Source organism: Streptomyces sp. NPDC005494 (assembly GCF_042872025.1).
GTDB lineage: Bacteria > Actinomycetota > Actinomycetes > Streptomycetales > Streptomycetaceae > Streptomyces.
The window spans coordinates 409,161-432,760 of sequence record NZ_JBIAJR010000003.1; the positions used below are offsets into that span (position 1 = coordinate 409,161).

Genomic DNA, 23,600 nt, shown 5'->3' on the forward strand with positions numbered 1-23,600 from the left:
GAAGTCCCTTAGGCTCGTGACCATGGATGGACACTCGCTCGACCTCGCACTGGACGGCCCGGCGCTCACCGCTCGGCTGGTCGACTTCCCGTCGGTCAGCGGGCAGGAGAAGGACCTCGCCGACGCCATCGAGGCGGCCCTGCGCCCGCTGCCGCATCTGACCGTCGACCGCCACGGCAACAACATCGTGGCCAGGACGAACCTCGGCCGTGCCGAGCGCGTCGTGCTGGCGGGGCACATCGACACCGTCCCGATCGCGGACAACGTGCCGTCCAGGCTCGACGACGACGGGGTGCTGTGGGGATGCGGGAGCTCCGACATGAAGTCGGGCGTCGCCGTCCAGCTGCGGATCGCGGCGACCGTGCCGGAGCCCAACCGCGACCTCACCTTCATCTTCTACGACAACGAAGAGGTCGCCGCCCACCTGAACGGCCTCGGACACGTGGCCGAGGCGCACCCGGAGTGGCTCGCGGCGGACTTCGCCGTCCTCCTGGAGGGCTCCAACGGTGAGGTCGAGGGCGGCTGCCAGGGCACGCTCCGCGTCCATCTGCGCTTCACGGGCGAGCGGGCCCACTCCGCTCGCGGCTGGATGGGGTCCAACGCGATCCACGCGACCGCCCCGGCACTGGCCCGGCTGGCCGCGTACGAGCCGCGCCGCCCGGTCATCGACGGGCTGGAGTACCGCGAAGGGCTCAACGCCGTGGGCATCGAGGGCGGCGTCGCCACCAACGTCATCCCGGACGCCTGCACCCTGGTCGTCAACTACCGCTACGCCCCGGACATCACGGCGGAGCAGGCCGAGGCGCACGTCCAGGAGGTCTTCGCGGACTGCGGCGTCGACGAGTTCGTCGTGGACGACCACACCGGCGCCGCGATGCCGGGTCTCTCGCACCCCGCCGCCAAGGCCTTCATGGAGGCGGTCGGTGGCGTCGCGCGGCCCAAGTTCGGCTGGACGGACGTGGCCCGGTTCGGCTCCCTGGGCGTCCCCGCCGTGAACTACGGTCCGGGCGACCCCCTCTTCGCCCACAAGCGGGACGAGCACGTGCGGGTCGAGCGGATCACGCACTGCGAGGAGCGTCTGCGCTCCTGGCTCACCAGCTGACTCACGGCATTCCCCTGCACGTAACCTCCGCCGATCTACGCTGAAGCGACACACGCACAACGCAGGTCGGCGGAGGGAGCAGGTCATGGGCAACCCGGAGGACGCACGGATCCCCGAGGGCGCGCAGATTCCCGAGGGTGCGGTGAAGCCCGAGGAACAGCGACTGGGGCCGGTACTGCGTCGCAGGGACCAGGTCCAGCCGGGCACGACCGATCAGAGGCTGCTGGACTCCGAGGGCGACTCCGAATGGGTCCACACCGACCCCTGGCGGGTCATGCGGATCCAGTCGGAGTTCGTCGAGGGCTTCGGCGCGCTGGCGGAACTGCCCAGCGCCATCAGCGTCTTCGGCTCCGCGCGCACCCCGGCGGGCGGGCCCGACTACGAGGCGGGCGTACAGATCGGCAAGGCGCTCGTCGAGGCGGGATTCGCCGTCATCACGGGGGGCGGCCCAGGGGCGATGGAGGCCGCGAACAAGGGGGCCCGGGAGGCCAAGGGCGTCTCCGTCGGGCTCGGCATCGAGCTGCCCTTCGAGTCGGGGCTGAACCCCCACGTCGACATCGGCGTCAACTTCCGCTACTTCTTCGTGCGCAAGACGATGTTCGTGAAGTACGCGCAGGGCTTCGTCGTCCTGCCGGGCGGCCTGGGCACCCTGGACGAGCTCTTCGAGGCCCTGACGCTGGTGCAGACGGGCAAGGTGACGCGCTTCCCGATCGTCCTGTTCGGCACGGCGTACTGGGGCGGCCTGGTGGACTGGCTGCGGGACACGGTGGTGGCGGGGGGCAAGGCGTCCGAGCGGGACCTCATGCTGTTCCACGTCACGGACGACGTGGACGAGGCGGTCCGGCTGGTGACCAAGGAGGTCGGCCGCTAGAGACCCCGCACCCGGACCCGCCCCCCGGCCACCGCAGGCCCGGGAGGCGCGTCCGGCGCCGGACCCGGGCCGGCTCCGCCCTCCCGCTCGGCCCCAGGGTCTTTCGTTCGGATCAGGCCAGCCCCCGGCGCGCCACGGCGGGCGCGCGGTGGCCCGCGATGGACGCCACCATGTCCAGGACCTGCCGGGTCTCCGCGACCTCGTGCACCCGGTAGACGCGCGCGCCCAGCCACGCGGACACGGCCGTCGTCGCGAGCGTGCCGAGCACGCGCTCCTTCACCGGCTTGTCCAGCGTCTCTCCGACGAAGTCCTTGTTGGAGAGGGAGACCAGGACCGGCCATCCCGTGGCCGTCATCTCCTCCAGCCGGCGTGTCGCCTCCAGCGAGTGCCGGGTGTTCTTCCCGAAGTCGTGCCCCGGGTCGATCATGATGCCGTCCGGGCGGACCCCGAGTTCCACCGCCCGCTCGGCCAGGCCCACGGTCACCCGCAGGATGTCCGCCATGACGTCGTCGTACGTCACCCGGTGAGGGCGGGTACGCGGTTCGGCGCCGCCCGCGTGGGTGCACACGAGTCCCGCTCCATGGCGTGACGCCACCTCCGCCAGCTTCGGGTCGACGCCGCCCCACGCGTCGTTCAGCAGGTCCGCCCCCGCCTCGCAGACCGCATCGCCCACGTCGTGCCGCCAGGTGTCCACGCTGATCACCACGTCGGGATGGCGGCGGCGCACCTCGGCGACGAAGCCCACCGTGCGGCGTGCCTCCTCCTGTGCCGTCACCTCTTCGCCGGGGCCCGCCTTCACCCCGCCGATGTCGATGATCGCGGCGCCCTCGGCCACCGCCTGCTCGACGCGGGAGAGCGCGGGCTCGTCGCGGAACGTCGCCCCCTGGTCGTAGAAGGAATCGGGAGTCCGGTTCACGATCGCCATGATCACCGGCTCGTTCGGGCCGAATTCCCGCCGCCCCAGCCTGAGCGCACCGCTTCGCATCCCTGGTTCCTCCTGTAGCTCGCCTGCGCCTGCGACCCTAACTGTCAGTGGCGCATGGCACGATCTGACCCGGACAGGTATGCCGCTCCCGAGGAGATGAACGTGTTCTGGTTCTTGCTGCTCACGATGGCCGTGGTGGTGGCCGCGGTCACGCTCGCGGTGGTCGGTGGAGGCACGAGCGCGGTGCTGCAGGACGTCGAGCCCGAGCGGCTCACCGACCCGTTGCCCGCGACCCGCCCGGTCGGCCGTGCGGACATCGAGGCGATGAGGCTGCCCATGTCCGTGCGTGGCTACCGCATGGCGGACGTGGACGAGGCGCTCGACAGGCTGGGCGCGGAACTCGCCGAGCGGGACGCCCACATCGCCGAGCTGGAGTCGACGCTGGCCGGGGCCCAGGCGAGCGCGGTGACGGGACCCGACCTGTTCAAACGGCCCGGTGAGCCGCTCACCGGCGAGAGCGGCACGCCTCAGGACGAGGAGGACGGGCGATGAGCGGGGCCGAACCCGCAGCGGACGGCCGCCCGCGCTGCCCGTGGAGCCTGTCCACGGAGGACTACCTCGCCTATCACGACACCGAGTGGGGCCGGCCCGTCCACGGTGACGACCAGCTCTTCGAACGGCTCTGCCTGGAGGCGTTCCAGTCCGGGCTCTCGTGGCTGACGATCCTTCGCCGGCGCGAAGGCTTCCGCAGCGCCTTCTCCGGGTTCAAGATCTCCGCGGTGGCGGCGTTCACCGACGCCGACAGGGAGCGGCTCCTCGCCGACGCCGGGATCATCCGCAACCGCGCCAAGATCGACGCCACGCTCGCCAACGCGGAGGTGCTGGCCGGCTGGGGCGAGGGAGAGCTGGACGCGCTGATCTGGTCGTACGCCCCGGATCCGGTGACCCGGCCCGCCCCGCGCACACTCGCCGACGTCCCCGCCGTCACCCCGGAGTCCACCGCACTGGCCAAGGAGCTCAAGAAGCGGTCCATCCGCTTCGTCGGCCCCACCACCGCCTACGCCCTGATGCAGGCCTGCGGCCTGGTCGACGACCATCTCGCCGACTGCGTGGCCCGGGGCGGGCGCTGAGGGCCCGCCCTCGGACGCCTCTACTTGCCCAGATACTTCGGCGGCTGCTTGGCCAGGAAGGCCTCCACCGCGATGGTGTGGTCCTGCGACGCGCCCGCCCTCGTCTGGAGCTCGTCCTCCTTCTCCAGCGTCTCGGAGAGCGTGTGCCCCGCGCCGTAGGCCACGGACGCCTTCAGCGCCGCGTACGCCACCGTCGGTCCGTCCGCCAGCGCGCGGGCCACGGTGCGGGCCTCCGCCGCCAGATCGGCCGCCGGCACCACCTTGTTCGCGATGCCCAGCTCGTACGCCTCCTGGGCCGAGATCGAACGCGGGAAGAACAGCAGATCCGTCGCGCGGCTCGCACCGATCAGCCGGGGCAGGGTCCAGGAGACGCCCGAGTCGGCTGTCAGCGCCACGCCCGCGAAGGACGTGTTGAAGGCGGCGGTGTCGGCGACCACGCGGTAGTCGGCGGCGAGAGCGAAGCCGAAGCCCGCCCCGGCGGCGACCCCGTTGACCCCCGCGACCACGGGCTTCTCCATCTCGGTGATCGCCCGCACGATGGGGTTGTAGTGCTCCCGTACGGTGCTCAGCGCGTTGCCCGTGCCCGACGCGCTCGCCTCGGCCAGCTTGGAGACGTGCTCCTTGAGGTCCTGGCCGACGCAGAAGGCGCGCCCGGTGGCGGTCAGCAGAACAGCCCGCACCGCGGGGTCCTCCGCGACCGCCAGCAGCGCGTCGCGGAGCGCGACCTTCGCTGCCGTGTTCATGGCGTTCATCGCGTCGGGGCGGTTGATCGTGATCGTCGCGAGCCCGTCGCTCACTTCCGTGAGCACGGTGTCGGCCAGGTCGGCCATCGCTGGGTCTCCTTAGGGCTCCGGCATTGTGCCTGTCCAGGCAAGCATGGCGGACTTCCGGCGGGCCGGACATGTGACCTGCGTCTAACGATTGGCTCTCGGCTGAGGGCCGAGGGTGGCGCAGTATCGCAGCCGGATCGCCGAATTGGGGTGTTTTGGGGAAGCGCGTTGCGCAAGCGATGCCGGCCGATGTTGGTCATCGGGGTCTTCGATGCGGGATAATGCGGAGGAAGCATTGTGTTCGACGCCGGTGAGGCAGCGCCTGTCATGGGGCCGCCGGCTGCGATGAGCTGGTTTCAGGAAGGGGAACGAGCATGGCGGCCATGAAGCCGCGGACGGGCGACGGCCCGCTCGAGGTGACAAAGGAGGGGCGGGGCATCGTCATGCGCGTTCCGCTCGAAGGCGGCGGTCGGCTTGTCGTCGAGCTGACTCCGGACGAGGCCGACGCACTTGGCGACGCACTCAAGCAGGTCGTCGGCTGAGGCGCAGGCGCCCACACTTCACCACTGCCCCGGCACGGACTCCGTGCCGGGGCAGTGGCGTGCCGGGGGGCGTCGAGGGCTGCTTCCGCGAGGGCAGTAGGGGTGTGCGGAGGCGGGGAGGCCGACGGCCGGTCAGCCGCGCCGCACCGCGCACAGCAGGCCGTCGCCCACCGGGAGCAGGGTCGCCATGAGCTCCTGGCTCTCGCGTACCGCCCGCAGCAGCTCACGCAGGCGCAGCACCTCGGCCGGCTGTGCCGCGGAGTCGATGGTGCGTCCGTCGGCGAAGACGCCCTCGAAGCAGACCAGGCCGCCCGGTCGTAGCAGGCGCAACGATTCAGCGAGGCAGTCGAGACTCTCGAGCCGGTCACCGTCGCAGAAGACGAGGTCGTATCCGCCATCGGCGAGCCGCGGCAGCACGTCGAGGGCGCGGCCGGGGATGAAGCGGGCCCGGTTGGTGGCGAACCCGGCCGCACGGAACGCCTCCCGGGCGAACTGCTGGCGCTCGGGCTCCGGATCGACGGTGGTCAGTACGCCGTCCGGACGCATGCCCTGCAGCAGATAGATCCCGGACACGCCGGTCCCGGTGCCGATCTCGGCGACCGCCTTGGCGTCCGCGGTGGCGGCGAGCAGACGCAGAGCCGCGCCGGTACCTGAGGACACCGGGCGGAGCCCTGATTCCTGGGCCCGGTCCCGCGCCCAGAGCAGAGCTTCTTCCTCGGCGACAAAGGCGTCGGCGAATGCCCAGCTCGTCTGCCGGTTGGCGGTAATGACCCTCTCCTGTCCCCGTAGTTCGCGCAACGGTGACTGTATCCGCTGCACCCGGGAACCCGCAGATGGGACCAGGCGTTAGAAGGGGGTGGAGGACAACGGCTGGACCGGCCCCTCGGGCCGGGCCCGGAATGTGCCTCTTGCTCCAGGGGAGACCCGGGGCGCCAGCAGGTAAAAGGCTTATCCGGAGCTAACGGGCGAGGTGGCTATGGTAGGGGCTCCACTGGACACCACCAGAGCCGATAGGGGAGGTGCGGCTGCGCCTGTGGATCGGAGAGGAGCGCTGCGGCGCTTTCTCAGGTCGGCGGGTGAGCCGAAATCCGTGACCGACATTGCTGACCGTTCTTCCAACGATTCCGCACCGACCGCGACCTTCGCCTCAGATGCGGATTCCCAGGCGTGGACCCCGCCCTCATGGGAAGAGATCGTCAGCACGCACAGCGCCCGTGTGTACCGCCTCGCCTACCGGCTGACGGGTAACCAGCACGACGCCGAGGACCTCACCCAGGAAGTCTTCGTCCGCGTCTTCCGGTCGCTGTCGACCTACACGCCCGGCACCTTCGAGGGCTGGCTGCACAGGATCACGACGAATCTCTTCCTGGACATGGTCCGCCGCAAGCAGCGGATCCGTTTCGACTCGCTCGGGGACGACGCCGCCGAGCGCCTGCCGAGCCGTGAGCCGTCTCCGCAGCAGGTCTTCAACGACACGCACTTCGACGCGGACGTCCAGCAGGCGCTGGACACCCTCGCGCCCGAGTTCCGTGCCGCGGTCGTCCTCTGTGACATCGAAGGCCTCTCCTACGAGGAGATCGCCGCCACGCTCGGCGTCAAGCTCGGCACGGTACGCAGCCGTATCCACCGTGGCCGCTCGCACCTGCGCAAGGCACTCCAACACCGTTCGCCCGAGGCCCGCGCCGAGCAGCGTTCCCTGGCGGACGCGGTCCTGGCAGGGGAGGGCGGAACGGCGTGAGTGGCACAAGTCCGACCCCCGCGGAGCAGCATCTCGGGGACCGGCTCGCCGCGCTTGTCGACGGCGAGCTCAAACACGACGCCCGGGAACGGGTTCTGGCCCATCTCGCGACCTGTTCGCGCTGCAAGGCCGAAGCCGACGCCCAGCGGCGGCTGAAGAGCGCCTTCGCGACCTCGGCGGCCCCCTCGCCCTCCGAGGGTTTCCTCGCCCGGCTACAGGGTCTGCCCGGGGGCTCCGGCACCGACGAGGACGGCTCCGACGGCCCCTTCGGCGGCAGCCGCCGTTTCGGGGACGGCATCTTCCCCGTGATGCAGCCCGGTGGCCCCGACCAGGGACGCTCGCCGCTGGACGGCTTCGGCTACCTCCCCACGGCCCACGGTTCGACCGCGGTGCTCCCGGGCGGCTCGTCCGGCCGCGGCTTCCGCATCCATGACGTCACCCGCGAGGCCGACCGTTCTCCTTGGCGCGCCCGCCGCTTCGCGTTCGCCGCGGCCAGCGCCGTGTCGCTCGCGGCCATCGCGCTCGGAGGTGCCCTCCCGCTCGACTACAGCCCCGAGGCTCCCTTCAGCGCCGAGGGCGCGGGCAGCAGCGCGATCCCGCTCGACGCGCAGGAGCGGACCGGTGGCGCCGGAACCGCGGCCAGCCGCAGCGGTGGCGGCGCGCTCGCCGTGCAGGGGGGCAGGGAAGGGTCCGTCGGCCCCGCTCCCTCCGCCTCCGGCCGGCCCGTGCTCGCGTCCGCGCCCTCGCTGCTCAGCACGTCGGCGCTCACCGGGGGCACGTACACCTTCCCCGTGCTGAACGTGAGTGTGCCGCCGCTCATACGCCCGACCGACGCCGGCCCGCTCTATTCGGCCGCACCCGGCGGGGGAGGGGACCTGAAGCAGGCCGCGCCCTCCGCCACGGCCGCGGTCCCGCAGCTGTACGACCGCGCCATGCCCCTTTCCCCACTGCGCTGACCGGCGGCCTGCGCACCGATTCGCAAACCTGGTTGAATTCCGGGTGGGACGCCTCTGTGGGGCGTGCAAGGGCCAGTTGCGGGGAGAGCATGGACGACGGTAGGCCCAGCGGGGCGAAGACGAAGTGGTGGAGCCGTCCCTCGACGGGGCGGTCGGGCCCGGCCGAACCGGAGGCCTCCGCACCCGCCACCGGCGCGGCGGACGAGACCGCCGGCTCGCCCGCGCCGTCCGCCGGGGCCGAGGACTACCTGCACGCGCCTCCGGCTCCCGCCGCGCCGTCGGCCTCCGGGCCCGTGACTGCGGAGCGGGCGGCCCGTACCGAGCCCGAGGACTACACACCCGCGCCCCCGGCACCCGCCGAGCCGGCCACCCGGGAGCCTGCAGCCCCACTCGTCGCCGGGCCGGACGTTCCCGCCTCCGCGGCTCCCGACGCCCCGGCAGCTCCGCTCGCCGTCGGGCCGGACGTTCCCGCGGCCCCCGCTGCCACGACCACTCCCGCGCCACGTGCTCAGCCCCTGCACGCGCCGGACGAGTACAGCACCCCGCCCTACGGCGGCCCGGGACCGTGGGCGCCCGCGCCGCCCGTGCAGCGTCCGGTGCCGACTCCGGCTCAGGGCACCCCCGTACCCCCGCCGTACGCGGGCACGAACGGGCACGGGATGACCGCACCCGCACCCGCACCCGCACCCGCCCCGGCGCCGGCCGGCCAGGCGGTCGGCGGCGAGGGCTACGCGCCTCCTCCGCAGTCCCACGCGGCGCCGCACCCGCACCCCACGGTGCCCCCTCAGCCCTCCGCGCAGGCTCAGCAGCCGCACCTGGGCCCGCAGGCACCGCAGCAGCCCTCGCAGTGGCTGCGCTACGACCCCTGGGGTGCGCCTCAGCAGGCCCAGCAAGGTCCGCAGCCGCAACAGCCCCTCAGCCACCAGGGACCCGAGAGCCGGCCTCGCAGGGGCCGCCGGGGGTCCGTCCTCGTCGGCGCCGCGCTGCTCGCCCTCGTCGCGGGCGGGATCGGTGGCGGCATCGGCGCCTACGTCGAGCGCAACGGCGGCCTCACCACGGTCGACCTCCCCCAGGCGGGACGCGACGACGGCGGCCGGGCGCCCGAGAGCGTCGCCGGTATCGCCGCGAGCGCGCTGCCCAGCGTGGTCACCCTGCACGTCAGCGGCTCGGGCGAATCGGGCACCGGAACCGGCTTCGTCCTCGACGGCAAGGGCCACATCCTCACCAACAACCATGTGGTCGCCCCCGCGGGCTCCACCGGCGACATCACGGTCACCTTCAGCGGAGGGGAGACCGCGTCCGCCGAGATCGTCGGCAAGGACAGCGGGTACGACCTCGCCGTGGTCAAGGTGACCGGCGTCTCGGGTCTCAAGCCGCTGCCGCTCGGCAACTCCGACAACGTCCAGGTGGGCGACCCGGTGGTGGCCATCGGCGCCCCCTTCGACCTGTCCAACACGGTCACCTCGGGCATCATCAGCGCCAAGCAGCGGCCCATCACCGCCGGCGGCGAGAAGGGCGACGGCACCGACGTCAGTTACGTCGACGCCCTGCAGACCGACGCCCCGATCAACCCCGGCAACTCGGGCGGCCCGCTGGTCGACTCCCGGGCCCATGTCATCGGCATCAACAGCGCCATCCGCGCCGCCGACAGCGCCTCCGGTGCCGACGGCGGCCAGTCGGGCTCCATCGGCCTCGGCTTCGCGATACCGATCAACCAGGGCAAGCGGGTCGCCGAGGAGCTGATCAACACCGGCAAGGCCACCCACCCCGTGATCGGCGTCACGCTGGACATGGAGTTCACCGGCGACGGAGCCAAGGTCGGCGGCAAGGCCGCCGACGGCGGAGCGGCCGTGACGGAGGGAGGCCCCGCCGACAAGGCGGGCATCCGGGCGGGCGACGTCATCACCGCCGTGGAGGGCCAGCGCGTGCACAGCGGCGAGGAGCTGATCGTCAAGATCCGCGCCCACCGGCCGGGCGACCGGCTCGCTCTCCGGCTGACCCGCGGTGGTGAGGAGCTGTCCAAGACGTTGACCCTGGGTTCGTCGAGCGGCACCTGACGGACACCGGCAGGTACCGCACGGACAGCTTCGCCGGGTACCGTGGAGCGGCCCGGGCCCTGACGACCTGGCGGCGGAGATCACGCGGAGACCACGCAGAGAACACGAGGAGCAGCAAGGTGTTCAATGACATAGGCGCACTCGAGTTGCTGACGCTCGTGGTTCTCGCCGTGCTCGTATTCGGCCCGGAGAAGCTGCCGAAGGTCATCCAGGACGTCACGCGCACCATCCGCAAGATCCGTGAGTTCTCGGACAGCGCGAAGGAAGACATCCGCTCGGAGCTCGGACCGCAGTTCAAGGACTTCGAGTTCGAGGACCTCAACCCCAAGACGTACATCCGCAAGCAGCTCGCGACCGGGAACGACGAACTGGGGCTCAAGGAGATCCGGGAGAGCTTCGACCTGCGCAAGGAGATGGCCGAGGTCACCGACGCGGTGAACGGCCGCGAGAGCGCGTCCTCCACCGGCACCGCCGCCGCAGCAGCGGCGTCCGGTGCCGCCGGGGCCCCCGACCTGCTCAAGAAGCCCGCGCAGCCCGCCAAGGACGAGCGCCCGCCCTTCGACGCAGACGCCACCTGAGACCCGTCAATCCCGGCTCGTCCGGACGGTATGGCTATTCTCCATCTGTCCGGTTGCGAGGTTGCCCATGCCCATGGGGGGAGGGCCGCTCCGGATCAGCGGAAGATCGAGGAGGCGGCCGGGCAGATGGAGACGACGAGTCGGGTAGGGGCGGACGGTGCGCCCAGCACAGTCACCGCAGAGGGGGTGCCGGCGACCCGGCGTACTGTCGACGGCTATCTCAAGGCGCCGTTCCCCTGGTACGGGCTGGACGGGGCCTTCACGGGCCCTCGCTGGCTGATGCACGTCACCGCCGCGGCGGACGACACGGTGCAGCACGGTTCCACCGGGCACGGCGAGGAGCCGGTGGTGCGCGCCGACGCGGGGGCGGAGAAGGCGCGTTTCGCGGTGGTCGTGACGGTGGGCAGCAGCCCGGTGCGTGACAGCGACGACGGCACGGGTGTGCTGGACGCGACGACGGTCTCGTCGGCGGCCTGGCTGGCGGGCGCCGGCCTGCTGGACTGCACCTGGCCCCCGCAGATGGACCACACGCTACGTGGCGAATGGCTGAACCAGCAGACGGAGACCGCCTTCGAGCTCGCCGACGACCTCGGCCGGGCTCCCTGGTCCACGCTCTCGCTCCCGGTGGACGGGGTGCCGGCGGAATTCCACTACCGGGAGTCCGAGTTCGGCTGGGTGCTCGCCGGATCGGCCCCGGACGGGGTGCACATCGGCGCGTACGGGCGTGGCATGAGCGCCTACGGCCTGGGTTTCGCCGTGATCGGTGACATCGCCTCGTACGAGAGCTGAGCGACGCGCGTGAGCTGAGCGACACGCGAGAGCGGGTGGCCGCGGCCCGGACGAGGCCACCGCCACCCGCTCAGGGGCTCAGAACTTGTTGCGCGGGGTGAGACCCAGCGACATGCCCGACAGGCCGCGCTGACGGCCGCTCAGCTTCCCGGCGATGGACCGCAGGGCCGAGCCGGCCGGGGAGTCCGGGTCGGACAGGACGACGGGCTTGCCCTCGTCGCCGCCCTCGCGCAGCCGTACGTCGATCGGGATGGACCCGAGCACCGGCACCTCGGCGCCGACCGTCTTCGTCAGCCCGTCGGCGACACGCTGACCACCGCCCGAACCGAACACGTCGACCATCTCGTCGCAGTGCGGGCACGGCATGCCCGACATGTTCTCGACCACACCGACGATCTTCTGGTGTGTCTGCACGGCGATGGAGCCGGCCCGCTCCGCGACCTCGGCCGCCGCCTGCTGCGGGGTCGTGACGACCAGGATCTCCGCGTTGGGCACGAGCTGCGCCACGGAGATCGCGATGTCGCCGGTGCCCGGCGGGAGGTCGAGCAGCAGGACGTCGAGGTCGCCCCAGTACACGTCGGCGAGGAACTGCTGGAGCGCGCGGTGCAGCATGGGCCCGCGCCACACCACCGGGCTGTTGCCCGGGGTGAACATGCCGATGGAGATCACCTTCACGCCGTGCGAGGACGGCGGCATGATCATGTTCTCGACCTGGGTGGGCTTGCCGTCCGCGCCGAGCATCCGGGGCACGCTGTGCCCGTAGATGTCCGCGTCCACCACACCGACCTTGAGCCCGTCGGCCGCCATCGCCGCGGCGAGGTTCACCGTCACCGAGGACTTGCCGACGCCGCCCTTGCCGGACGCGACCGCGTAGACCCGGGTCAGCGAACCGGGCTTGGCGAACGGCACCTCGCGCTCCGCCGTGCCGCCGCGCAGCGAGGAGGCGAGCTCCTTGCGCTGTTCGTCACTCATCACGTCGAGCGTGACCTCGACCCGCGAGACGCCCTCGACACGGGCCACCGCGTCGGTCACGTTCTTGGTGATCGTCTCGCGCATCGGGCAGCCGGAGACCGTGAGATACACGGTGACAGCGACTACACCGTCAGGATCGATCTCGACCGACTTCACCATGCCCAGCTCGGTGATCGGTCGGTGGATCTCCGGGTCGTTCACTGTCGCCAGTGCTTCGCGCACCGCGTCTTCCGTAGCCATAGGACGATGGTACGGCGCCGGTCCCTACGGGCGGGTAGCCCCTCCGCGGTCGTCTTCGTCACTCTCGGCCGTGAGGAGGAGCCGCCGCTCCTCCATGTCCTTCACCATCGCCTCCAGCTCCGAGCGGATCCAGTCACGGGTGGCGACCTCGCCGAGGCCCATCCGGAGCGCGGCGATCTCCCTGCTGAGGAACTCGGTGTCCGCGATGGAGCGCTCGTTCTGCTTGCGGTCCTGTTCGTGGGTGACCCGGTCCCGGTCGTCCTGGCGGTTCTGGGCGAGCAGGATCAGAGGGGCCGCGTAGGACGCCTGGAGCGACAGCATCAGCGTCAGGAAGATGAACGGGTACTCGTCGAACCGCAGGTCCGGCGGCGCGAAGATGTTCCACACCACCCACAGGATGATGATCAGCGTCATCCATACGATGAAGCGTCCGGTGCCGAGGAAGCGGGCGATGCGCTCGGAGAACCGGCCGAACGCCTCGGGGTCGTACTCCGGCAGCAGCCGGCGCCGGGGCGCCTTCGGCTGGTCGAGCCGGGGCCGCGGGGGGCGCACGATGCCCGAGGCGCCGGTCGGCACGGCCCGCGAACGGTCCTCAGCTGCCACCGGTGGTCTCCTCCTCGCCCTGGAAGTCGGTCTCGCGCCAGTCCTCGGGGAGCAGGTGGTCCAGCACGTCGTCGACGGTCACCGCGCCCAGCAGCGAGCCGCTCTCGTCCACCACGGGTACGGAGACCATGTTGTACGCCGCCAGATAGCTGGTCACGGCGGGCAGCGGGGTGTCGGGCGTCAGCGGCACGAGATCGCTGTCGACGATCGAACTCACCAGGGTGAACGGGGGGTCGCGCAGCAGCCGCTGGAAGTGCACGGTGCCGAGGTACTTGCCGGTCGGCGTCTCGTCCGGCGACCGGCACACGTACACCTGGGCGGCGAGCGCGGGGGACAGGTCCTGCTGGCGCACCCGGGCCAGTGCGTCCGCGACCGTCGCGTCGGGCCGCAGGATGATCGGCTCGGTCGTCATCAGCCCGCCCGCGGTCCGCTCCTCGTACGACAGCAGACGGCGTACGTCGGCTGCGTCGTCCGGCCGCATCAGGGCCAGCAGCCGTTCCTTGTCCGCCTCCGGGAGCTCCGAGAGCAGGTCGGCCGCGTCGTCCGGGTCCATCGCCTCCAGGACGTCCGCCGCGCGGTCCTCCTCCAGCTTTCCGAGGATCTCCACCTGGTCGTCCCCGGGGAGCTCCTCCAGGACGTCCGCCAGCCGGTCGTCGTCGAGCGCCGCGGCGACCTCGGCCCGGCGCTTGGGCGTCAGGTGGTGCATGGCGTTGGCCACATCGGTGGGGCGCAGCCGTTCGAAGGTCGCCACCAGGCTCTCGGCGCCCTGCCCGTGCTCCTCCAGCGAGAAGCCGCTGATGGCCGACCACTCCACCGTCAGCGTCTCGCCCTTGCGGCGCAGAGCACCGCCACGGCCCTTGCGGACGAAGAACTTGTCGATCTCCCAGTCACGGCGCGCGGGGAGCTGCTGGATGGCGACGTCGAGGACGGTCACCTCCTCGTCCGTCTCCGCCAGCCGCACCCGCCGGTCGAGGAACTCGCCGAGGACGAGTCGCTCGGTCGGGCGTTGCTCGAACCGCCGCATGTTGACCACGCCGGTGGTGATGACCTGGCCCGACTCCACTCCGGTCACCCGGGTCATCGGTACGAAGATCCGCCGCCGGCTCACGACCTCGACGACCATGCCGAGCAGACGCGGGGGCCTGCCTCCCACCCGCAGCATCGCCACCAGGTCACGGACCCGGCCGACCTGGTCGCCGTTGGGGTCGAACACCGGTACGCCGGAGAGGTGGGAGACGAAAACTCTGGGAGCGCCTGCCGCCATCCTGTGCGCCTCCCTCGTCCTTCACGTCCTCCTCCGCCGTGATCAGGCTAGCCCGTACCGGTCCGGGGCGCCCTGGCGGACCGTCCGTAAGGCGCTCTGCCGAATGGCGTACGCGGCACGGGTACGCTGCCGTCTGCCACCCCCCGACACACAGATGAGAGGCAGTGCGCCCGTGACCTCTTCCGCCCCGGCCGTCCGGGCCCGACGCCGGACCGTTGCCGCCGTGGTGCTCTGCGCGGGAATGACCGCCGCGCTCACGGCCTGCGCGGGAGAGGACCCCGACAAGGGGACCAACGGCGTCGGCAAGCTGACGGCCGCACAGATCGACAAGAAGACGCGGGCGGCCGCCGATGCCGCGAAGACGGTGCGGCTGACGGGCAAGCTGGTCAGCAAGGGCGTCACGTACACCCTGAACATGCGGCTCAGCGGCGAGGGCGGCACCGGATCGGTCACCTCGAAGCAGAACACCTTCGCGCTGCTGAGGGTCGGTGACGAGCTCTTCCTCAAGGCCGACGCGGGCTTCTGGAAGGACGAGACGGGCGACGACGAGAGCGACCAGGCCGCCGACAAGCTCCAGGGCAAGTACGTCAAGGTCCCCGAGGACGACCCGACCTACCAGCAGCTGCGCGGCTTCACGGAGAAGGAGACGCTGCTCGACGGGATGCTCACGCTGCACGGGAAGGTCAACAAGGGCGGCCGGGACACCATCGGCGGGGTGCGCACCGTGCAGATCATGGGCGGAAAGGGTGAGGGAGGTGCGCTGGACGTCTCCCTGAAGGGCACTCCGTACCCCCTGCGGGTGGCCCGTGGCGGGGGCGGCGGCACCGTCACCCTCGCGGACTGGGGGCAGACCTTCCCGCTGGAGGCGCCGTCCGAGGACGACACCGTCGACTACGGCGGCCAGCTGCCCAGGTCCTCCTCGAGCTGACGGAAGGCCCTCAGCGCCTGCCCCTGCGCTTCAGGAGCAGGCGGGGCAGCGCGGCGGGAGCCGTCCGCCGGGTGGTCGCCGTCGTGGGCAGCGGAGTCGCGGCCAGCGACCCGTCCGGCAGGTCGGTGGTCCAGGTGCCGGGGGTCAGCCGTACGACCCGGCACTCACGCGCCCAGCGGTCGGTCATCCGCTCGGCGTCCGGTGCGTTCAGCCGCTTGCCCTTGAGCTCGCCGACCGCCGCCTCCCACTCCTCGGAGTGCGGCTCCAGGACCGCGACCCCGGCCGTCCAGGCCACGAGCCTGCCGCCCTTGTCCTTGCTGCGTACGGTGACCTCGGCGGCGCCGCCGGCGTCCAGCCCCGGGGGCAGCGGCTGCTCACCCGGGCCGTCCCCGACGACCACCGCGGCGCCCTCGTGCCAGACGTGCCACAGCGCCCGGGAGGGCCCGGAGCCCCGCACCCAGATCAGGCCGGACTTCTTGGTGGCCTCCTCGACGAGAGCCCGGGCCAGCAACACGTCAGCAGCAGTCATGCCCGAACTCTATTGCGTCCTCCGTCCGGGCCGGCGCGAGCCCGGCGTGATGCGGCCGAGGGCCCCTAGAGCCAGCCGTTGCGCTTGAGGGTGCGGTGGATGGAGAAGCAGACGACGCCGATGAGCGCCAGCACCATCGGATAGCCGTACGTCCACCGCAGTTCGGGCATGTGCTCGAAATTCATGCCGTACACCCCGCAGATCATCGTCGGTACGGCGATGATGGCCGCCCAGGAGGTGATCTTGCGCATGTCCTCGTTCTGCGTCACCGTCGCCTGCGCCAGATTGGCCTGGAGGATCGAGTTGAGCAGTTCGTCGAAGCCGATGACCTCCTCGTGCACGCGGGCGAGGTGGTCGGCCACGTCACGGAAGTACTTCTGGATGTCGGGGTCGATCAGCCGCATCGGGCGTTCGCTCAGCAGCTGCATCGGCCGCAGCAGGGGCGACACGGCGCGCTTGAACTCCAGTACCTCACGCTTCAGCTGATAGATCCGGCCCGCGTCCGAGCCGCGCCGGCTGCCCTTCGCGGGGGTGGAGAACACGTCGATCTCGACCTCGTCGATGTCGTCCTGCACCGACCCGGCCACCGCGATGTACCCGTCGACGACGTGGTCGGCGATGGAGTGCAGCACGGCGGAGGGGCCCTTGGCGAGCAGTTCGGGGTCGTCCTGGAGCCGGTGCCGCAGGGCGCGCAGCGAGCCCTGGCCGCCGTGCCGGACGGTGATGACGAAGTCCCGTCCGGTGAAGCACATCACCTCACCGGTCTCCACGACCTCGCTGGTCGCGGTCAGTTCGGCGTGCTCGACGTAGTGGATCGTCTTGAAGACCGTGAACAGCGTCTCGTCGTACCGCTCCAGCTTGGGCCGCTGGTGGGCGTGGACCGCGTCCTCCACGGCGAGCGGGTGGAGACCGAACTCCCGCGCGATACCGGCGAACTCCTCCTCGGTCGGCTCGTGCAGGCCGATCCAGGCGAAGCCGCCGTCCTCACGCACCCGCAGCATCGCCTCACGCGGCGTCAGGCAGGAGGCGTCGGTGACCCTGCGGCCGTCGCGGTAGACCGCGCAGTCGACGACGGCGCTGGAGGCGGAGGGGTCACGGGTGGTGTCGTACGTGCTGTACGGGGTGTTGCTCTTGCGCAGGGACGGGCGCACGGCGGCGCGCAGGTCACGGATCATCGACATGGCTGGCTCCTCTTCCACGGAGGGCCGTCGGCGGGGGCGTGGAACAGCCCGGAATGGGGACGTGCGCTCACGTCCGCAAAGCGGGCGGCACCGCGCGGGCGCGATGACGGCGTTCGCTACAGACAGGCAAAAACGAGGGGCTCTTCCGTTGCGCGAACTGCCGTGGTGAGGTCCGGGAGGGACGTCAGATCACAGAAGGAAGGCGTCGTGCGGAAGAGCGGCTGGTACTGCACGGTCGACTTGGATCCACCGCGGCCCCACCTCCTCCGGCCGGTCCCCCGTAGGGGATCACGTGTTGTCAGGACTGAGAGCGACGCTTTGCGTGCTGTCCCGACCGACGGCCCAGGCTATCAGCCTGACTCAGGGCCAATTCCTTCCTTTGCCCGTTCACAACGCGTTCTATGCTCGCGGTATGCGAGAAATTCTTGATCTGGTCGAGGCCCGGCTCCGGACGGCGCTGGGGGAGCCGGACGCGCGCGCCGACGTGACGTTCCTCGGCACGGACCGCATCGAGGTGCTCCGCTTCGTCGACGGCGACGTGGTGCGCTACGCCACGCTCGGCATGTCGGCCCAGCCGATGGCCGACCCCACCTCACCGCTCGCCGACCCCGTGAAGGGTCCGCGCGCCGAACTGGTCCTGTCCGTGCGGGTGGGGCTCGCCGACACCGACCAGGTGCTGCGGCCGCTCGCGGTACTGGCCGCGTCCCCGCAGGTCGAAGGGCTGATCGTGGCCCCGGGCGCGTCTCTCGACCTCGGGCAGCCGCTCTGGCCGGGGGCGCCCTTCAGCTCCGTCCTGGTCGCCGAGCCGGGCGGCCTGGTCGAGGACCTGGAGCTGGACGCCCCGATGGAGCCGGTGCGCTTCCTGCCGCTGCTGCCGATGACGCAGAACGAGGCCGCCTGGAAGCGGGTCAGGGGGGCGCAGGAGCTTCAGGAGCGCTGGCTCTCGCAGGGCACGGATCTGCGGGACCCGCGCCGTACCTCCGTGGCGCTGGACTGACGCGGGCGGGGCGTGCGGGGGAGCACGTGTCGGACACGCCGTCGCGCGTGCCCGAGCGCTGGGGGCCCCGTCGTGGACCCGAGCGCTGTGCGCCGGCCCGCCGTGCGCCGGCCCCGCCGAGCGCCCGAACGCTGAGGGCCCCGCCGTGCGGCCAGGAGGGGGACCGCGGGCGGGGCCGGGCAGGGTGGGCCGGTGGTTCAGCCGGCGAAGACGCTGACGCCGTCCTCGGTGGCGTGCCGGGGCTCCAGCTCCTCGGCCTCGTGGGTCAGGGCCGCGCGCCGGACCCACACGACCAGCGCGCCGGCCAGGGCGGCGACCGCGGCGACCACGAACGGGATGTGGATGTCGGTCCACTCCTCGATCTTCGGCGCGAGGTAGGGCGCCGCCGCGGCGGCGAACCAGCGGACGAAGTTGTAGCCGGCGCTCGCCACCGGGCGAGGCGCGTCCGAGACGCCGAGGGCCAGCTCGGTGTAGACGGTGTTGTTCATGCCGATGAAGGCGCCGGAGACGATGGTGCAGACGACGGCCGTGGTGTGGTCGCCGTATCCGAGGATCACCAGGTCGGCGGCGAGCAGCACCAGGGAGCCGCCCACCACCTTCAGCGAGCCGAAGCGCCGCTGCAGGCGCGGTGCGACGAGTACGGAGAACACGGCGAGCAGCAGGCCCCAGGCGAAGAACACCGCTCCCGACCTGTACGGCGACATGTCCAGCACGAACGGCGTGAAGGCCAGGATCGTGAAGAAGGCGTAGTTGTAGAAGAACGCCGAGGTGGCGACCGAGGCCAGGCCGCCGTGGCCGAGCGCCCTGACCGGGTCGAGCAGCGAGGTCTTCCGGGCCGGCTTCGGCTGCTCCTTGAGGAAGGCCGTGATGCAGAGGAAACCGACCGCCATCAGCGCGGCGGTCCCGAAGAACGGATAGCGCCAGCTGGCGTCACCGAGCAGCGCGCCGACCAGCGGCCCGCACGCCATGCCGAGACCGAGGGCCGACTCGTAGAGCAGGATCGCCGCCGCACTCCCGCCCGCGGCGGCTCCGACGATCACCGCGAGAGCGGTCGACACGAAGAGGGCGTTGCCCAGGCCCCAGCCGGCCCGGAAGCCGACCAGCTCGCCGACGGACGAGGAGGTTCCGGAGAGCGCCGCGAAGACGACGACCAGCGCGAGACCGGCCAGCAGGGTCTTGCGGCCGCCGATGCGGCTGGAGACGAAGCCGGTCACGAGCATCGCGACCGCGGTGATCAGGAAGTACGAGGTGAACAGCAGGGAGACCTGGCTCGGTGTGGCCTCCAGCCCCTCGGCGATGGACGGCAGGATCGGGTCCACCAGGCCGATCCCCATGAAGGCCACGACCGAGGCGCCCGCCGTGGCCCAGACGGCCTTCGGCTGGCGCAGGATGCTGGTCGCCCCTTCGTCGAACGGGTCCTCTTCCCGCATGGTTCTCTCGCTCTCCACTAGGTCGTTGCGTCATGCACAGAATAAGTTAGGCATTCTAATAAGTGCAAGCTGCATCTATCTCTCCTGGTGGGAGCCGCGCTGCGGACGGGTGATCGTCCTTGACGCGGCGACGGCCGGGGAGGACCGTGGGGCGTTATGAGGGGCGAACCCAGTTGCCCGAAGTGCGGTGGCCGGGTCAGGGCGCCCGGCCTTTTCGCCGATGCCTGGCAGTGCGCCGCGCACGGCCAGGTGCACCCGATGCAGCCGGTGGTCCCGCCCAGCGTCGAGGCGCTCGGAGTCGTGGTGCACCGGGCCCAGGTGCCGGTGTGGATGCCCTGGCCGCTCCCCGTGGGCTGGCTGTTCACGGGCGCGGCGTACGCGGGCGACGACCGCAGCGGTGGCCGCGCCACCGCGGTCGCGTGCTCGGGCCCCGGTCCGCTCGGCGGCATGGGGGAACTGCTGCTCGTCGCCGAGGAGCTCGGTGTCGGGCTCGGCGCGCGCTACGCGGGCATCGAGGGCCCGGACCCCGGCGCCGCCCTGAGTGTCGACTCCGCACCTGACGCCAAGGTCCACGCGGCCGGGCGTCCCACCGCGCTCTGGCACGTCAAGGACGCTCCCGCCGATCGCGCGGTCTTCGCCGGCGAGGCCAGAGGGCTGTGGCTCTGGGCGATCCTCTGGCCCGAGCAGTCAGGGCTCCTGATGTACGACGAGCTGGTGCTGACCGATCTGCGCGACGCGGGCGGCGAGGTGGACCTCCTGCCGTGCGGAGCGCTCACCCCCCGGCTGCTCACACGGCCCTGACGTGGGCTTCCGGCACGGAACCGGGCGTCGGGGGACGCCCATGACGGGGGGCCCGGCGCGGTACGGGGCGCCTCGGCCGAGGGCCGGAAGGGTGACGCACGGCGGTTATCCTTGAGCGTCCCCTGTCCGGCCGCCAGCACTGGAGTACGTCGTGCGCATCGATCTGCACACCCACTCCACCGCGTCGGACGGCACGGACACCCCCGCCGAGCTGGTGGCGAACGCCGCCGCCGCGGGTCTCGACGTCGTCGCCCTGACCGACCACGACACGGTGGGCGGCCACGCGGCAGCCGTCGCGGCCCTCCCCGAGGGGCTCACCCTCGTCACCGGCGCCGAACTCTCCTGCAGCATCGACGGCATCGGCCTGCACATGCTGGCCTACCTCTTCGACCCGGCCGAGCCCGAACTGGCCCGCGAGCGTGAGCTCGTCAGGGACGACCGGGTGCCGCGGGCCCAGGCCATGGTGCGCACACTCCAGGAGCTGGGCGTCCCGGTGACCTGGGAGCAGGTCGCGAGGATCGCGGGCGACGGCTCGGTCGGCCGCCCGCACGTCGCCACCGCGCTCGTGGAGCTGGGCGTCGTGGACTCGGTCTCCGACGCCTTCACCTCCGCCTGGCTCGGGAACGGCGGGCGCGCGTACGCCGACAAGCACGAACTCGACCCGTTCGACGCGATCCGGCTGGTCAAGGCCGCGGGCGGCGTCACCGTCTTCGCCCACCCGCTCGCCGTCAAGCGCGGCGCGGTGGTGCCGGAGGCCGTGATCGCGCGGCTGGCCGAGGCCGGGCTGGACGGCATCGAGGTCGACCACATGGACCATGACAAGTCCACCAGGGCCCGGCTGCGGGGACTCGCCGCCGAGCTGGGGCTGCTGCCGACCGGGTCCAGCGACTACCACGGAACCCGCAAGACCGTCCGTCTCGGGGAGTACACCACCGACCCCGAGATCTACGGCGAGATCACCCGGCGCGCCACGGGAGCGTTCCCCGTGCCGGGCGCCGGAGGACGGCTCCCCGCGTAACGGGGCTTTCCCGCCCGCTACGGGCACTCCTGGCCGTAGCCGGCATCCCCCTTCTTCCCCCCTTCGCGCGCAGGCGCGTCCGGCCCCCGCGTGGCGCCGGCGCGCGCGCACCTTCCTGTTCGGCCCGCTCATCTCTCGCAAGGCTCAAGGCTCACCGTGTTCGACATCGCTGTCTTCGGATCCCTTTTTCTCACCCTTTTTGTGATTATGGATCCCCCCGGAATCACCCCGATCTTCCTGGCCCTCACCGCGGGCCGGCCCGTCAAGGTCCAGCGCAGGATGGCCCTGCAGGCGGTCGCCGTCGCCTTCGGGGTGATCGCCGTGTTCGGTCTGCTCGGCCAGCAGATCCTCGACTACCTGCACGTCTCCGTGCCCGCGCTGATGATCGCCGGCGGGCTGCTCCTGCTGCTGATCGCGCTGGACCTGCTCACCGGCAAGACGGACGAGCCGACCCAGACCAAGGACGTCAACGTCGCCCTCGTGCCGCTGGGCATGCCCCTGCTCGCGGGCCCCGGCGCGATCGTCTCGGTGATCCTCGCGGTGCAGAACGCCGACGGCGCCGGCGGCCAGATCTCGGTCTGGTCGGCGATCGTCGCCATGCATCTCGTGCTCTGGGTGGTCATGCGCTACTCGCTGCTGATCATCCGTGTGATCAAGGACGGCGGCGTGGTGCTGGTGACCCGGCTCGCCGGAATGATGCTCTCGGCCATCGCCGTTCAGCAGATCATCAACGGCGTCACCCAGGTCATCCAGACCTCCTGAAGGCCTGGACGCCGTCGGCGCGGAGCGCCCCGGACACCACAGCGCCCCCGCACGGTCCTTCCGTGCGGGGGCGCTTCGTCTTCTTCAGCTCGTCATGCGCTCGTCTTCAGCGACACGAAGCGAAACAAGGTGTTATGAAGCCGACGTGTCGGCCGGCCGGATGTAGATGCGCTGGCCCATCGAGGCGGCCTGCTGCACGATCCGGTTGACGGAGGCGGCGTCCACGACGGTGCTGTCCACGGCGGTACCGTCGACATCGTCGAGTCGCATGATCTCGAAGCGCATATGGCTTCCCTTCGTCTGATCCTCCTGCTGGAGAACTACTGGGAGGACGGGCCTGCCGTCCGCAAGGATGTGGAGCACGCGGCGATCGCGCCCCGCGCTCCACAGGGGTTACAACGGCTTGCCGACGGCAAACATTCCCTACGCTAAGGAAATTTTTTGGATGTCTAAGTACCCGTCGGTAATCAGCCATACGCGGACGATGAGGTCCGCATGAATCACGCGGACACGCGGGCGGACGAAGGACCGGACATCCGCGAACAGCTGGACCGCACCAACGCACTCCTCCAGCGCGTCCTCGCAGAGGTGTCGAAGACACCCTCCACCCATGCGATCTTCGTGGACGCGGGCTACGTGTACGCGGCTGCCGGTCTGCTCGTCACCGGCACCGAGGACCGCCGCTCCTTCGACCTGGACGCGGAAGGGCTGATCGAGGCCTTCATCGACAAGGCCCGCACGATCTTCGCGGACAGCAGGCTGCTCCGCGTGTACTGGTACGACGGGGCCAGGCGCCGCATCCACACCGTCGAGCAGCAGTCCATCGCCGAACTCCCCGACGTGAAGGTCAGGCTCGGCAACCTCAACGCCAACAACCAGCAGAAGGGCGTCGACTCACTCATCCGTACGGACCTGGAGTCGCTGGCCCGGCACCGTGCCATCAGCGACGCGGCGCTCGTCGGGGGCGACGAGGACCTGGTCTCGGCCGTCGAGGCGGCGCAGGGTTACGGGGCCCGTGTCCACCTCTGGGGCATCGAGGCGGGCGAGGGGCGCAACCAGGCGGAGCCGCTGCTCTGGGAGGTCGACAGCCAGCGCACCTTCGACCTGGACTTCTGCCGCCCGTACGTGACCCGGCGCTCCGTCACGATGTACGAGGACGACAGCCCCGCCCCCGCCCGCGAGGACGTCCGTTTCGTCGGAGCGCAGATCGCCGCCGCCTGGCTCTCCTCGCGCGGCCGAGAGGCACTCGCCGACCTGCTGCCCGGACACCCCTACCTGCCGGGCTCCGTCGACCAGGACCTCCTCGTCGAGGCCGAACGGCTCCTCCAGCACTCCCTGCGCGGTCACGCCCCGCTGCGCAGGGCGCTGCGCGACGGCTTCTGGCAGCACCTCCAGGCGCAGTACTGACGGTCTGCGG

General features: G+C 71.3%; 26 protein-coding genes. 16 read left to right on the forward strand and 10 right to left on the reverse strand.

What is annotated here, in order from left to right; all coding sequences use genetic code 11:
* The first annotated feature begins 22 nt into the window (after nucleotides 1–22).
* A complete protein-coding gene (gene dapE / locus ACFYQ6_RS11795; RefSeq protein ID WP_388762703.1) occupies nucleotides 23–1,102 on the forward strand; it encodes a succinyl-diaminopimelate desuccinylase in 1,080 nt (359 codons plus the stop codon).
* A gap of 85 nt (nucleotides 1,103–1,187) precedes the next feature.
* Complete coding sequence (locus ACFYQ6_RS11800; RefSeq protein WP_361580107.1) at nucleotides 1,188–1,973, forward strand: TIGR00730 family Rossman fold protein; 786 nt, start codon at nucleotides 1,188–1,190, stop codon at nucleotides 1,971–1,973.
* A 112-nt stretch (nucleotides 1,974–2,085) separates the two neighbouring features.
* Here the strand turns inward: ACFYQ6_RS11800 and folP are convergent, their stop codons facing one another.
* Nucleotides 2,086–2,958, reverse strand: coding sequence for a dihydropteroate synthase (gene folP / locus ACFYQ6_RS11805; RefSeq protein WP_361580109.1), 873 nt, complete (start codon nucleotides 2,956–2,958; stop codon nucleotides 2,086–2,088).
* 96 nt (nucleotides 2,959–3,054) lie between these two features.
* On the opposite strand from folP, the gene ACFYQ6_RS11810 reads away from it, so the two are divergent.
* Both ACFYQ6_RS11810 and ACFYQ6_RS11815 read left to right on the forward strand, forming a co-directional pair.
* Nucleotides 3,055–3,450, forward strand: coding sequence for a DivIVA domain-containing protein (locus tag ACFYQ6_RS11810; protein ID WP_388763021.1), 396 nt, complete (start codon nucleotides 3,055–3,057; stop codon nucleotides 3,448–3,450).
* On the forward strand, nucleotides 3,447–4,028 hold the full coding sequence (locus tag ACFYQ6_RS11815; RefSeq protein ID WP_361580111.1) for a DNA-3-methyladenine glycosylase I: 582 nt from the start codon (nucleotides 3,447–3,449) through the stop codon (nucleotides 4,026–4,028). The genes ACFYQ6_RS11810 and ACFYQ6_RS11815 overlap by 4 nt, the downstream gene beginning before the upstream one ends.
* A gap of 20 nt (nucleotides 4,029–4,048) precedes the next feature.
* Here ACFYQ6_RS11815 and ACFYQ6_RS11820 read toward each other — a convergent pair whose 3' ends face one another.
* Entirely contained in the window at nucleotides 4,049–4,858 is an 810-nt protein-coding gene (locus ACFYQ6_RS11820; protein WP_361580113.1) for an enoyl-CoA hydratase-related protein, read from the reverse strand.
* A 314-nt stretch (nucleotides 4,859–5,172) separates the two neighbouring features.
* On the opposite strand from ACFYQ6_RS11820, the gene ACFYQ6_RS11825 reads away from it, so the two are divergent.
* Nucleotides 5,173–5,340 carry a DUF3117 domain-containing protein gene (locus ACFYQ6_RS11825; RefSeq protein ID WP_018105485.1) on the forward strand — a complete coding sequence of 56 codons (168 nt, stop codon included), beginning with the start codon at nucleotides 5,173–5,175 and terminating at the stop codon, nucleotides 5,338–5,340.
* A gap of 132 nt (nucleotides 5,341–5,472) precedes the next feature.
* Here the strand turns inward: ACFYQ6_RS11825 and ACFYQ6_RS11830 are convergent, their stop codons facing one another.
* The gene (locus ACFYQ6_RS11830; protein WP_145803469.1) at nucleotides 5,473–6,138 is read right to left on the reverse strand and encodes an O-methyltransferase; all 666 of its coding nucleotides are present in this window, start codon (nucleotides 6,136–6,138) and stop codon (nucleotides 5,473–5,475) included.
* A gap of 178 nt (nucleotides 6,139–6,316) precedes the next feature.
* Here ACFYQ6_RS11830 and sigE point away from each other — a divergent pair, with 178 nt between their 5' ends.
* The 5 genes from sigE to ACFYQ6_RS11855 all read left to right on the forward strand — a co-directional run bounded on the left by sigE (nucleotide 6,317) and on the right by ACFYQ6_RS11855 (nucleotide 11,458).
* Nucleotides 6,317–7,078 carry an RNA polymerase sigma factor SigE gene (gene sigE, locus ACFYQ6_RS11835; protein ID WP_329232551.1) on the forward strand — a complete coding sequence of 254 codons (762 nt, stop codon included), beginning with the start codon at nucleotides 6,317–6,319 and terminating at the stop codon, nucleotides 7,076–7,078.
* On the forward strand, nucleotides 7,075–8,034 hold the full coding sequence (locus ACFYQ6_RS11840; protein ID WP_388762709.1) for an anti-sigma factor family protein: 960 nt from the start codon (nucleotides 7,075–7,077) through the stop codon (nucleotides 8,032–8,034). The genes sigE and ACFYQ6_RS11840 overlap by 4 nt, the downstream gene beginning before the upstream one ends.
* 89 nt (nucleotides 8,035–8,123) lie before the next feature.
* Nucleotides 8,124–10,091, forward strand: a complete 1,968-nt coding sequence (locus ACFYQ6_RS11845; protein WP_388762712.1) for a trypsin-like peptidase domain-containing protein — start codon at nucleotides 8,124–8,126, stop codon at nucleotides 10,089–10,091.
* 119 nt (nucleotides 10,092–10,210) lie between these two features.
* A complete protein-coding gene (locus tag ACFYQ6_RS11850) occupies nucleotides 10,211–10,669 on the forward strand; it encodes a sec-independent translocase (protein WP_361580120.1) in 459 nt (152 codons plus the stop codon).
* A 126-nt stretch (nucleotides 10,670–10,795) separates the two neighbouring features.
* Nucleotides 10,796–11,458: a hypothetical protein gene (locus ACFYQ6_RS11855; protein WP_361580122.1), complete on the forward strand. Its 663-nt coding sequence runs from the start codon at nucleotides 10,796–10,798 to the stop codon at nucleotides 11,456–11,458.
* A gap of 78 nt (nucleotides 11,459–11,536) precedes the next feature.
* On the opposite strand, the gene ACFYQ6_RS11860 is transcribed toward ACFYQ6_RS11855, so the two are convergent.
* The 3 genes from ACFYQ6_RS11860 to ACFYQ6_RS11870 are packed head-to-tail and all read right to left on the reverse strand — an operon-like array spanning nucleotide 11,537 to nucleotide 14,537.
* Entirely contained in the window at nucleotides 11,537–12,670 is a 1,134-nt protein-coding gene (locus tag ACFYQ6_RS11860) for an Mrp/NBP35 family ATP-binding protein (protein ID WP_388762716.1), read from the reverse strand.
* Between the two features lie 24 nt (nucleotides 12,671–12,694).
* Nucleotides 12,695–13,273: a DUF1003 domain-containing protein gene (locus tag ACFYQ6_RS11865; protein WP_361580126.1), complete on the reverse strand. Its 579-nt coding sequence runs from the start codon at nucleotides 13,271–13,273 to the stop codon at nucleotides 12,695–12,697.
* Nucleotides 13,263–14,537 (reverse strand): magnesium transporter MgtE N-terminal domain-containing protein, encoded by a 1,275-nt coding sequence (locus ACFYQ6_RS11870; protein ID WP_388762718.1) that lies wholly within the window; start codon nucleotides 14,535–14,537, stop codon nucleotides 13,263–13,265. The genes ACFYQ6_RS11865 and ACFYQ6_RS11870 overlap by 11 nt, the downstream gene beginning before the upstream one ends.
* A 172-nt stretch (nucleotides 14,538–14,709) precedes the next feature.
* Between ACFYQ6_RS11870 and ACFYQ6_RS11875 the strand changes: the two genes are divergently transcribed.
* The gene (locus ACFYQ6_RS11875) at nucleotides 14,710–15,465 is read left to right on the forward strand and encodes a hypothetical protein (RefSeq protein WP_361580130.1); all 756 of its coding nucleotides are present in this window, start codon (nucleotides 14,710–14,712) and stop codon (nucleotides 15,463–15,465) included.
* Between the two features lie 10 nt (nucleotides 15,466–15,475).
* On the opposite strand, the gene ACFYQ6_RS11880 is transcribed toward ACFYQ6_RS11875, so the two are convergent.
* Entirely contained in the window at nucleotides 15,476–15,994 is a 519-nt protein-coding gene (locus tag ACFYQ6_RS11880) for a hypothetical protein (protein WP_361580132.1), read from the reverse strand.
* A 65-nt stretch (nucleotides 15,995–16,059) separates the two neighbouring features.
* Entirely contained in the window at nucleotides 16,060–17,175 is a 1,116-nt protein-coding gene (locus ACFYQ6_RS11885; RefSeq protein WP_361580134.1) for a magnesium and cobalt transport protein CorA, read from the reverse strand.
* Nucleotides 17,176–17,587: 412 nt separating this feature from the next.
* Here ACFYQ6_RS11885 and ACFYQ6_RS11890 point away from each other — a divergent pair, with 412 nt between their 5' ends.
* Entirely contained in the window at nucleotides 17,588–18,172 is a 585-nt protein-coding gene (locus ACFYQ6_RS11890; RefSeq protein ID WP_388762721.1) for a suppressor of fused domain protein, read from the forward strand.
* A 197-nt stretch (nucleotides 18,173–18,369) separates the two neighbouring features.
* Here the strand turns inward: ACFYQ6_RS11890 and ACFYQ6_RS11895 are convergent, their stop codons facing one another.
* On the reverse strand, nucleotides 18,370–19,602 hold the full coding sequence (locus ACFYQ6_RS11895; RefSeq protein WP_361580138.1) for an MFS transporter: 1,233 nt from the start codon (nucleotides 19,600–19,602) through the stop codon (nucleotides 18,370–18,372).
* Between the two features lie 156 nt (nucleotides 19,603–19,758).
* Between ACFYQ6_RS11895 and ACFYQ6_RS11900 the strand changes: the two genes are divergently transcribed.
* The 3 genes from ACFYQ6_RS11900 to ACFYQ6_RS11910 all read left to right on the forward strand — a co-directional run bounded on the left by ACFYQ6_RS11900 (nucleotide 19,759) and on the right by ACFYQ6_RS11910 (nucleotide 22,183).
* The gene (locus ACFYQ6_RS11900; RefSeq protein ID WP_361580140.1) at nucleotides 19,759–20,403 is read left to right on the forward strand and encodes a DUF6758 family protein; all 645 of its coding nucleotides are present in this window, start codon (nucleotides 19,759–19,761) and stop codon (nucleotides 20,401–20,403) included.
* Between the two features lie 151 nt (nucleotides 20,404–20,554).
* Entirely contained in the window at nucleotides 20,555–21,421 is an 867-nt protein-coding gene (locus tag ACFYQ6_RS11905; protein ID WP_361580142.1) for a PHP domain-containing protein, read from the forward strand.
* 156 nt (nucleotides 21,422–21,577) lie between these two features.
* Nucleotides 21,578–22,183 carry a MarC family protein gene (locus ACFYQ6_RS11910; RefSeq protein ID WP_361580144.1) on the forward strand — a complete coding sequence of 202 codons (606 nt, stop codon included), beginning with the start codon at nucleotides 21,578–21,580 and terminating at the stop codon, nucleotides 22,181–22,183.
* A gap of 132 nt (nucleotides 22,184–22,315) precedes the next feature.
* Here the strand turns inward: ACFYQ6_RS11910 and ACFYQ6_RS11915 are convergent, their stop codons facing one another.
* A complete protein-coding gene (locus ACFYQ6_RS11915) occupies nucleotides 22,316–22,468 on the reverse strand; it encodes a hypothetical protein (RefSeq protein WP_175420788.1) in 153 nt (50 codons plus the stop codon).
* A 210-nt stretch (nucleotides 22,469–22,678) separates the two neighbouring features.
* Here ACFYQ6_RS11915 and ACFYQ6_RS11920 point away from each other — a divergent pair, with 210 nt between their 5' ends.
* A complete protein-coding gene (locus tag ACFYQ6_RS11920) occupies nucleotides 22,679–23,590 on the forward strand; it encodes an NYN domain-containing protein (RefSeq protein WP_361580146.1) in 912 nt (303 codons plus the stop codon).
* Nucleotides 23,591–23,600: the final 10 nt, after the last annotated feature.

Excerpts from the sequence above, each read along its gene's own strand:
- dapE (WP_388762703.1), top strand. The coding sequence starts at position 23 with ATGGATGGACACTCGCTCGACCTCGCACTGGACGGCCCGGCGCTCACC.
- ACFYQ6_RS11800 (WP_361580107.1), top strand. The coding sequence starts at position 1,188 with ATGGGCAACCCGGAGGACGCACGGATCCCCGAGGGCGCGCAGATTCCC.
- folP (WP_361580109.1), bottom strand. The coding sequence starts at position 2,958 with ATGCGAAGCGGTGCGCTCAGGCTGGGGCGGCGGGAATTCGGCCCGAAC.
- ACFYQ6_RS11810 (WP_388763021.1), top strand. The coding sequence starts at position 3,055 with ATGAACGTGTTCTGGTTCTTGCTGCTCACGATGGCCGTGGTGGTGGCC.
- ACFYQ6_RS11815 (WP_361580111.1), top strand. The coding sequence starts at position 3,447 with ATGAGCGGGGCCGAACCCGCAGCGGACGGCCGCCCGCGCTGCCCGTGG.
- ACFYQ6_RS11820 (WP_361580113.1), bottom strand. The coding sequence starts at position 4,858 with ATGGCCGACCTGGCCGACACCGTGCTCACGGAAGTGAGCGACGGGCTC.
- ACFYQ6_RS11825 (WP_018105485.1), top strand. The coding sequence starts at position 5,173 with ATGGCGGCCATGAAGCCGCGGACGGGCGACGGCCCGCTCGAGGTGACA.
- sigE (WP_329232551.1), top strand. The coding sequence starts at position 6,317 with ATGGTAGGGGCTCCACTGGACACCACCAGAGCCGATAGGGGAGGTGCG.
- ACFYQ6_RS11845 (WP_388762712.1), top strand. The coding sequence starts at position 8,124 with ATGGACGACGGTAGGCCCAGCGGGGCGAAGACGAAGTGGTGGAGCCGT.
- ACFYQ6_RS11855 (WP_361580122.1), top strand. The coding sequence starts at position 10,796 with ATGGAGACGACGAGTCGGGTAGGGGCGGACGGTGCGCCCAGCACAGTC.
- ACFYQ6_RS11860 (WP_388762716.1), bottom strand. The coding sequence starts at position 12,670 with ATGGCTACGGAAGACGCGGTGCGCGAAGCACTGGCGACAGTGAACGAC.
- ACFYQ6_RS11870 (WP_388762718.1), bottom strand. The coding sequence starts at position 14,537 with ATGGCGGCAGGCGCTCCCAGAGTTTTCGTCTCCCACCTCTCCGGCGTA.
- ACFYQ6_RS11880 (WP_361580132.1), bottom strand. The coding sequence starts at position 15,994 with ATGACTGCTGCTGACGTGTTGCTGGCCCGGGCTCTCGTCGAGGAGGCC.
- ACFYQ6_RS11885 (WP_361580134.1), bottom strand. The coding sequence starts at position 17,175 with ATGTCGATGATCCGTGACCTGCGCGCCGCCGTGCGCCCGTCCCTGCGC.
- ACFYQ6_RS11890 (WP_388762721.1), top strand. The coding sequence starts at position 17,588 with ATGCGAGAAATTCTTGATCTGGTCGAGGCCCGGCTCCGGACGGCGCTG.
- ACFYQ6_RS11895 (WP_361580138.1), bottom strand. The coding sequence starts at position 19,602 with ATGCGGGAAGAGGACCCGTTCGACGAAGGGGCGACCAGCATCCTGCGC.
- ACFYQ6_RS11900 (WP_361580140.1), top strand. The coding sequence starts at position 19,759 with ATGAGGGGCGAACCCAGTTGCCCGAAGTGCGGTGGCCGGGTCAGGGCG.
- ACFYQ6_RS11915 (WP_175420788.1), bottom strand. The coding sequence starts at position 22,468 with ATGCGCTTCGAGATCATGCGACTCGACGATGTCGACGGTACCGCCGTG.
- ACFYQ6_RS11920 (WP_361580146.1), top strand. The coding sequence starts at position 22,679 with ATGAATCACGCGGACACGCGGGCGGACGAAGGACCGGACATCCGCGAA.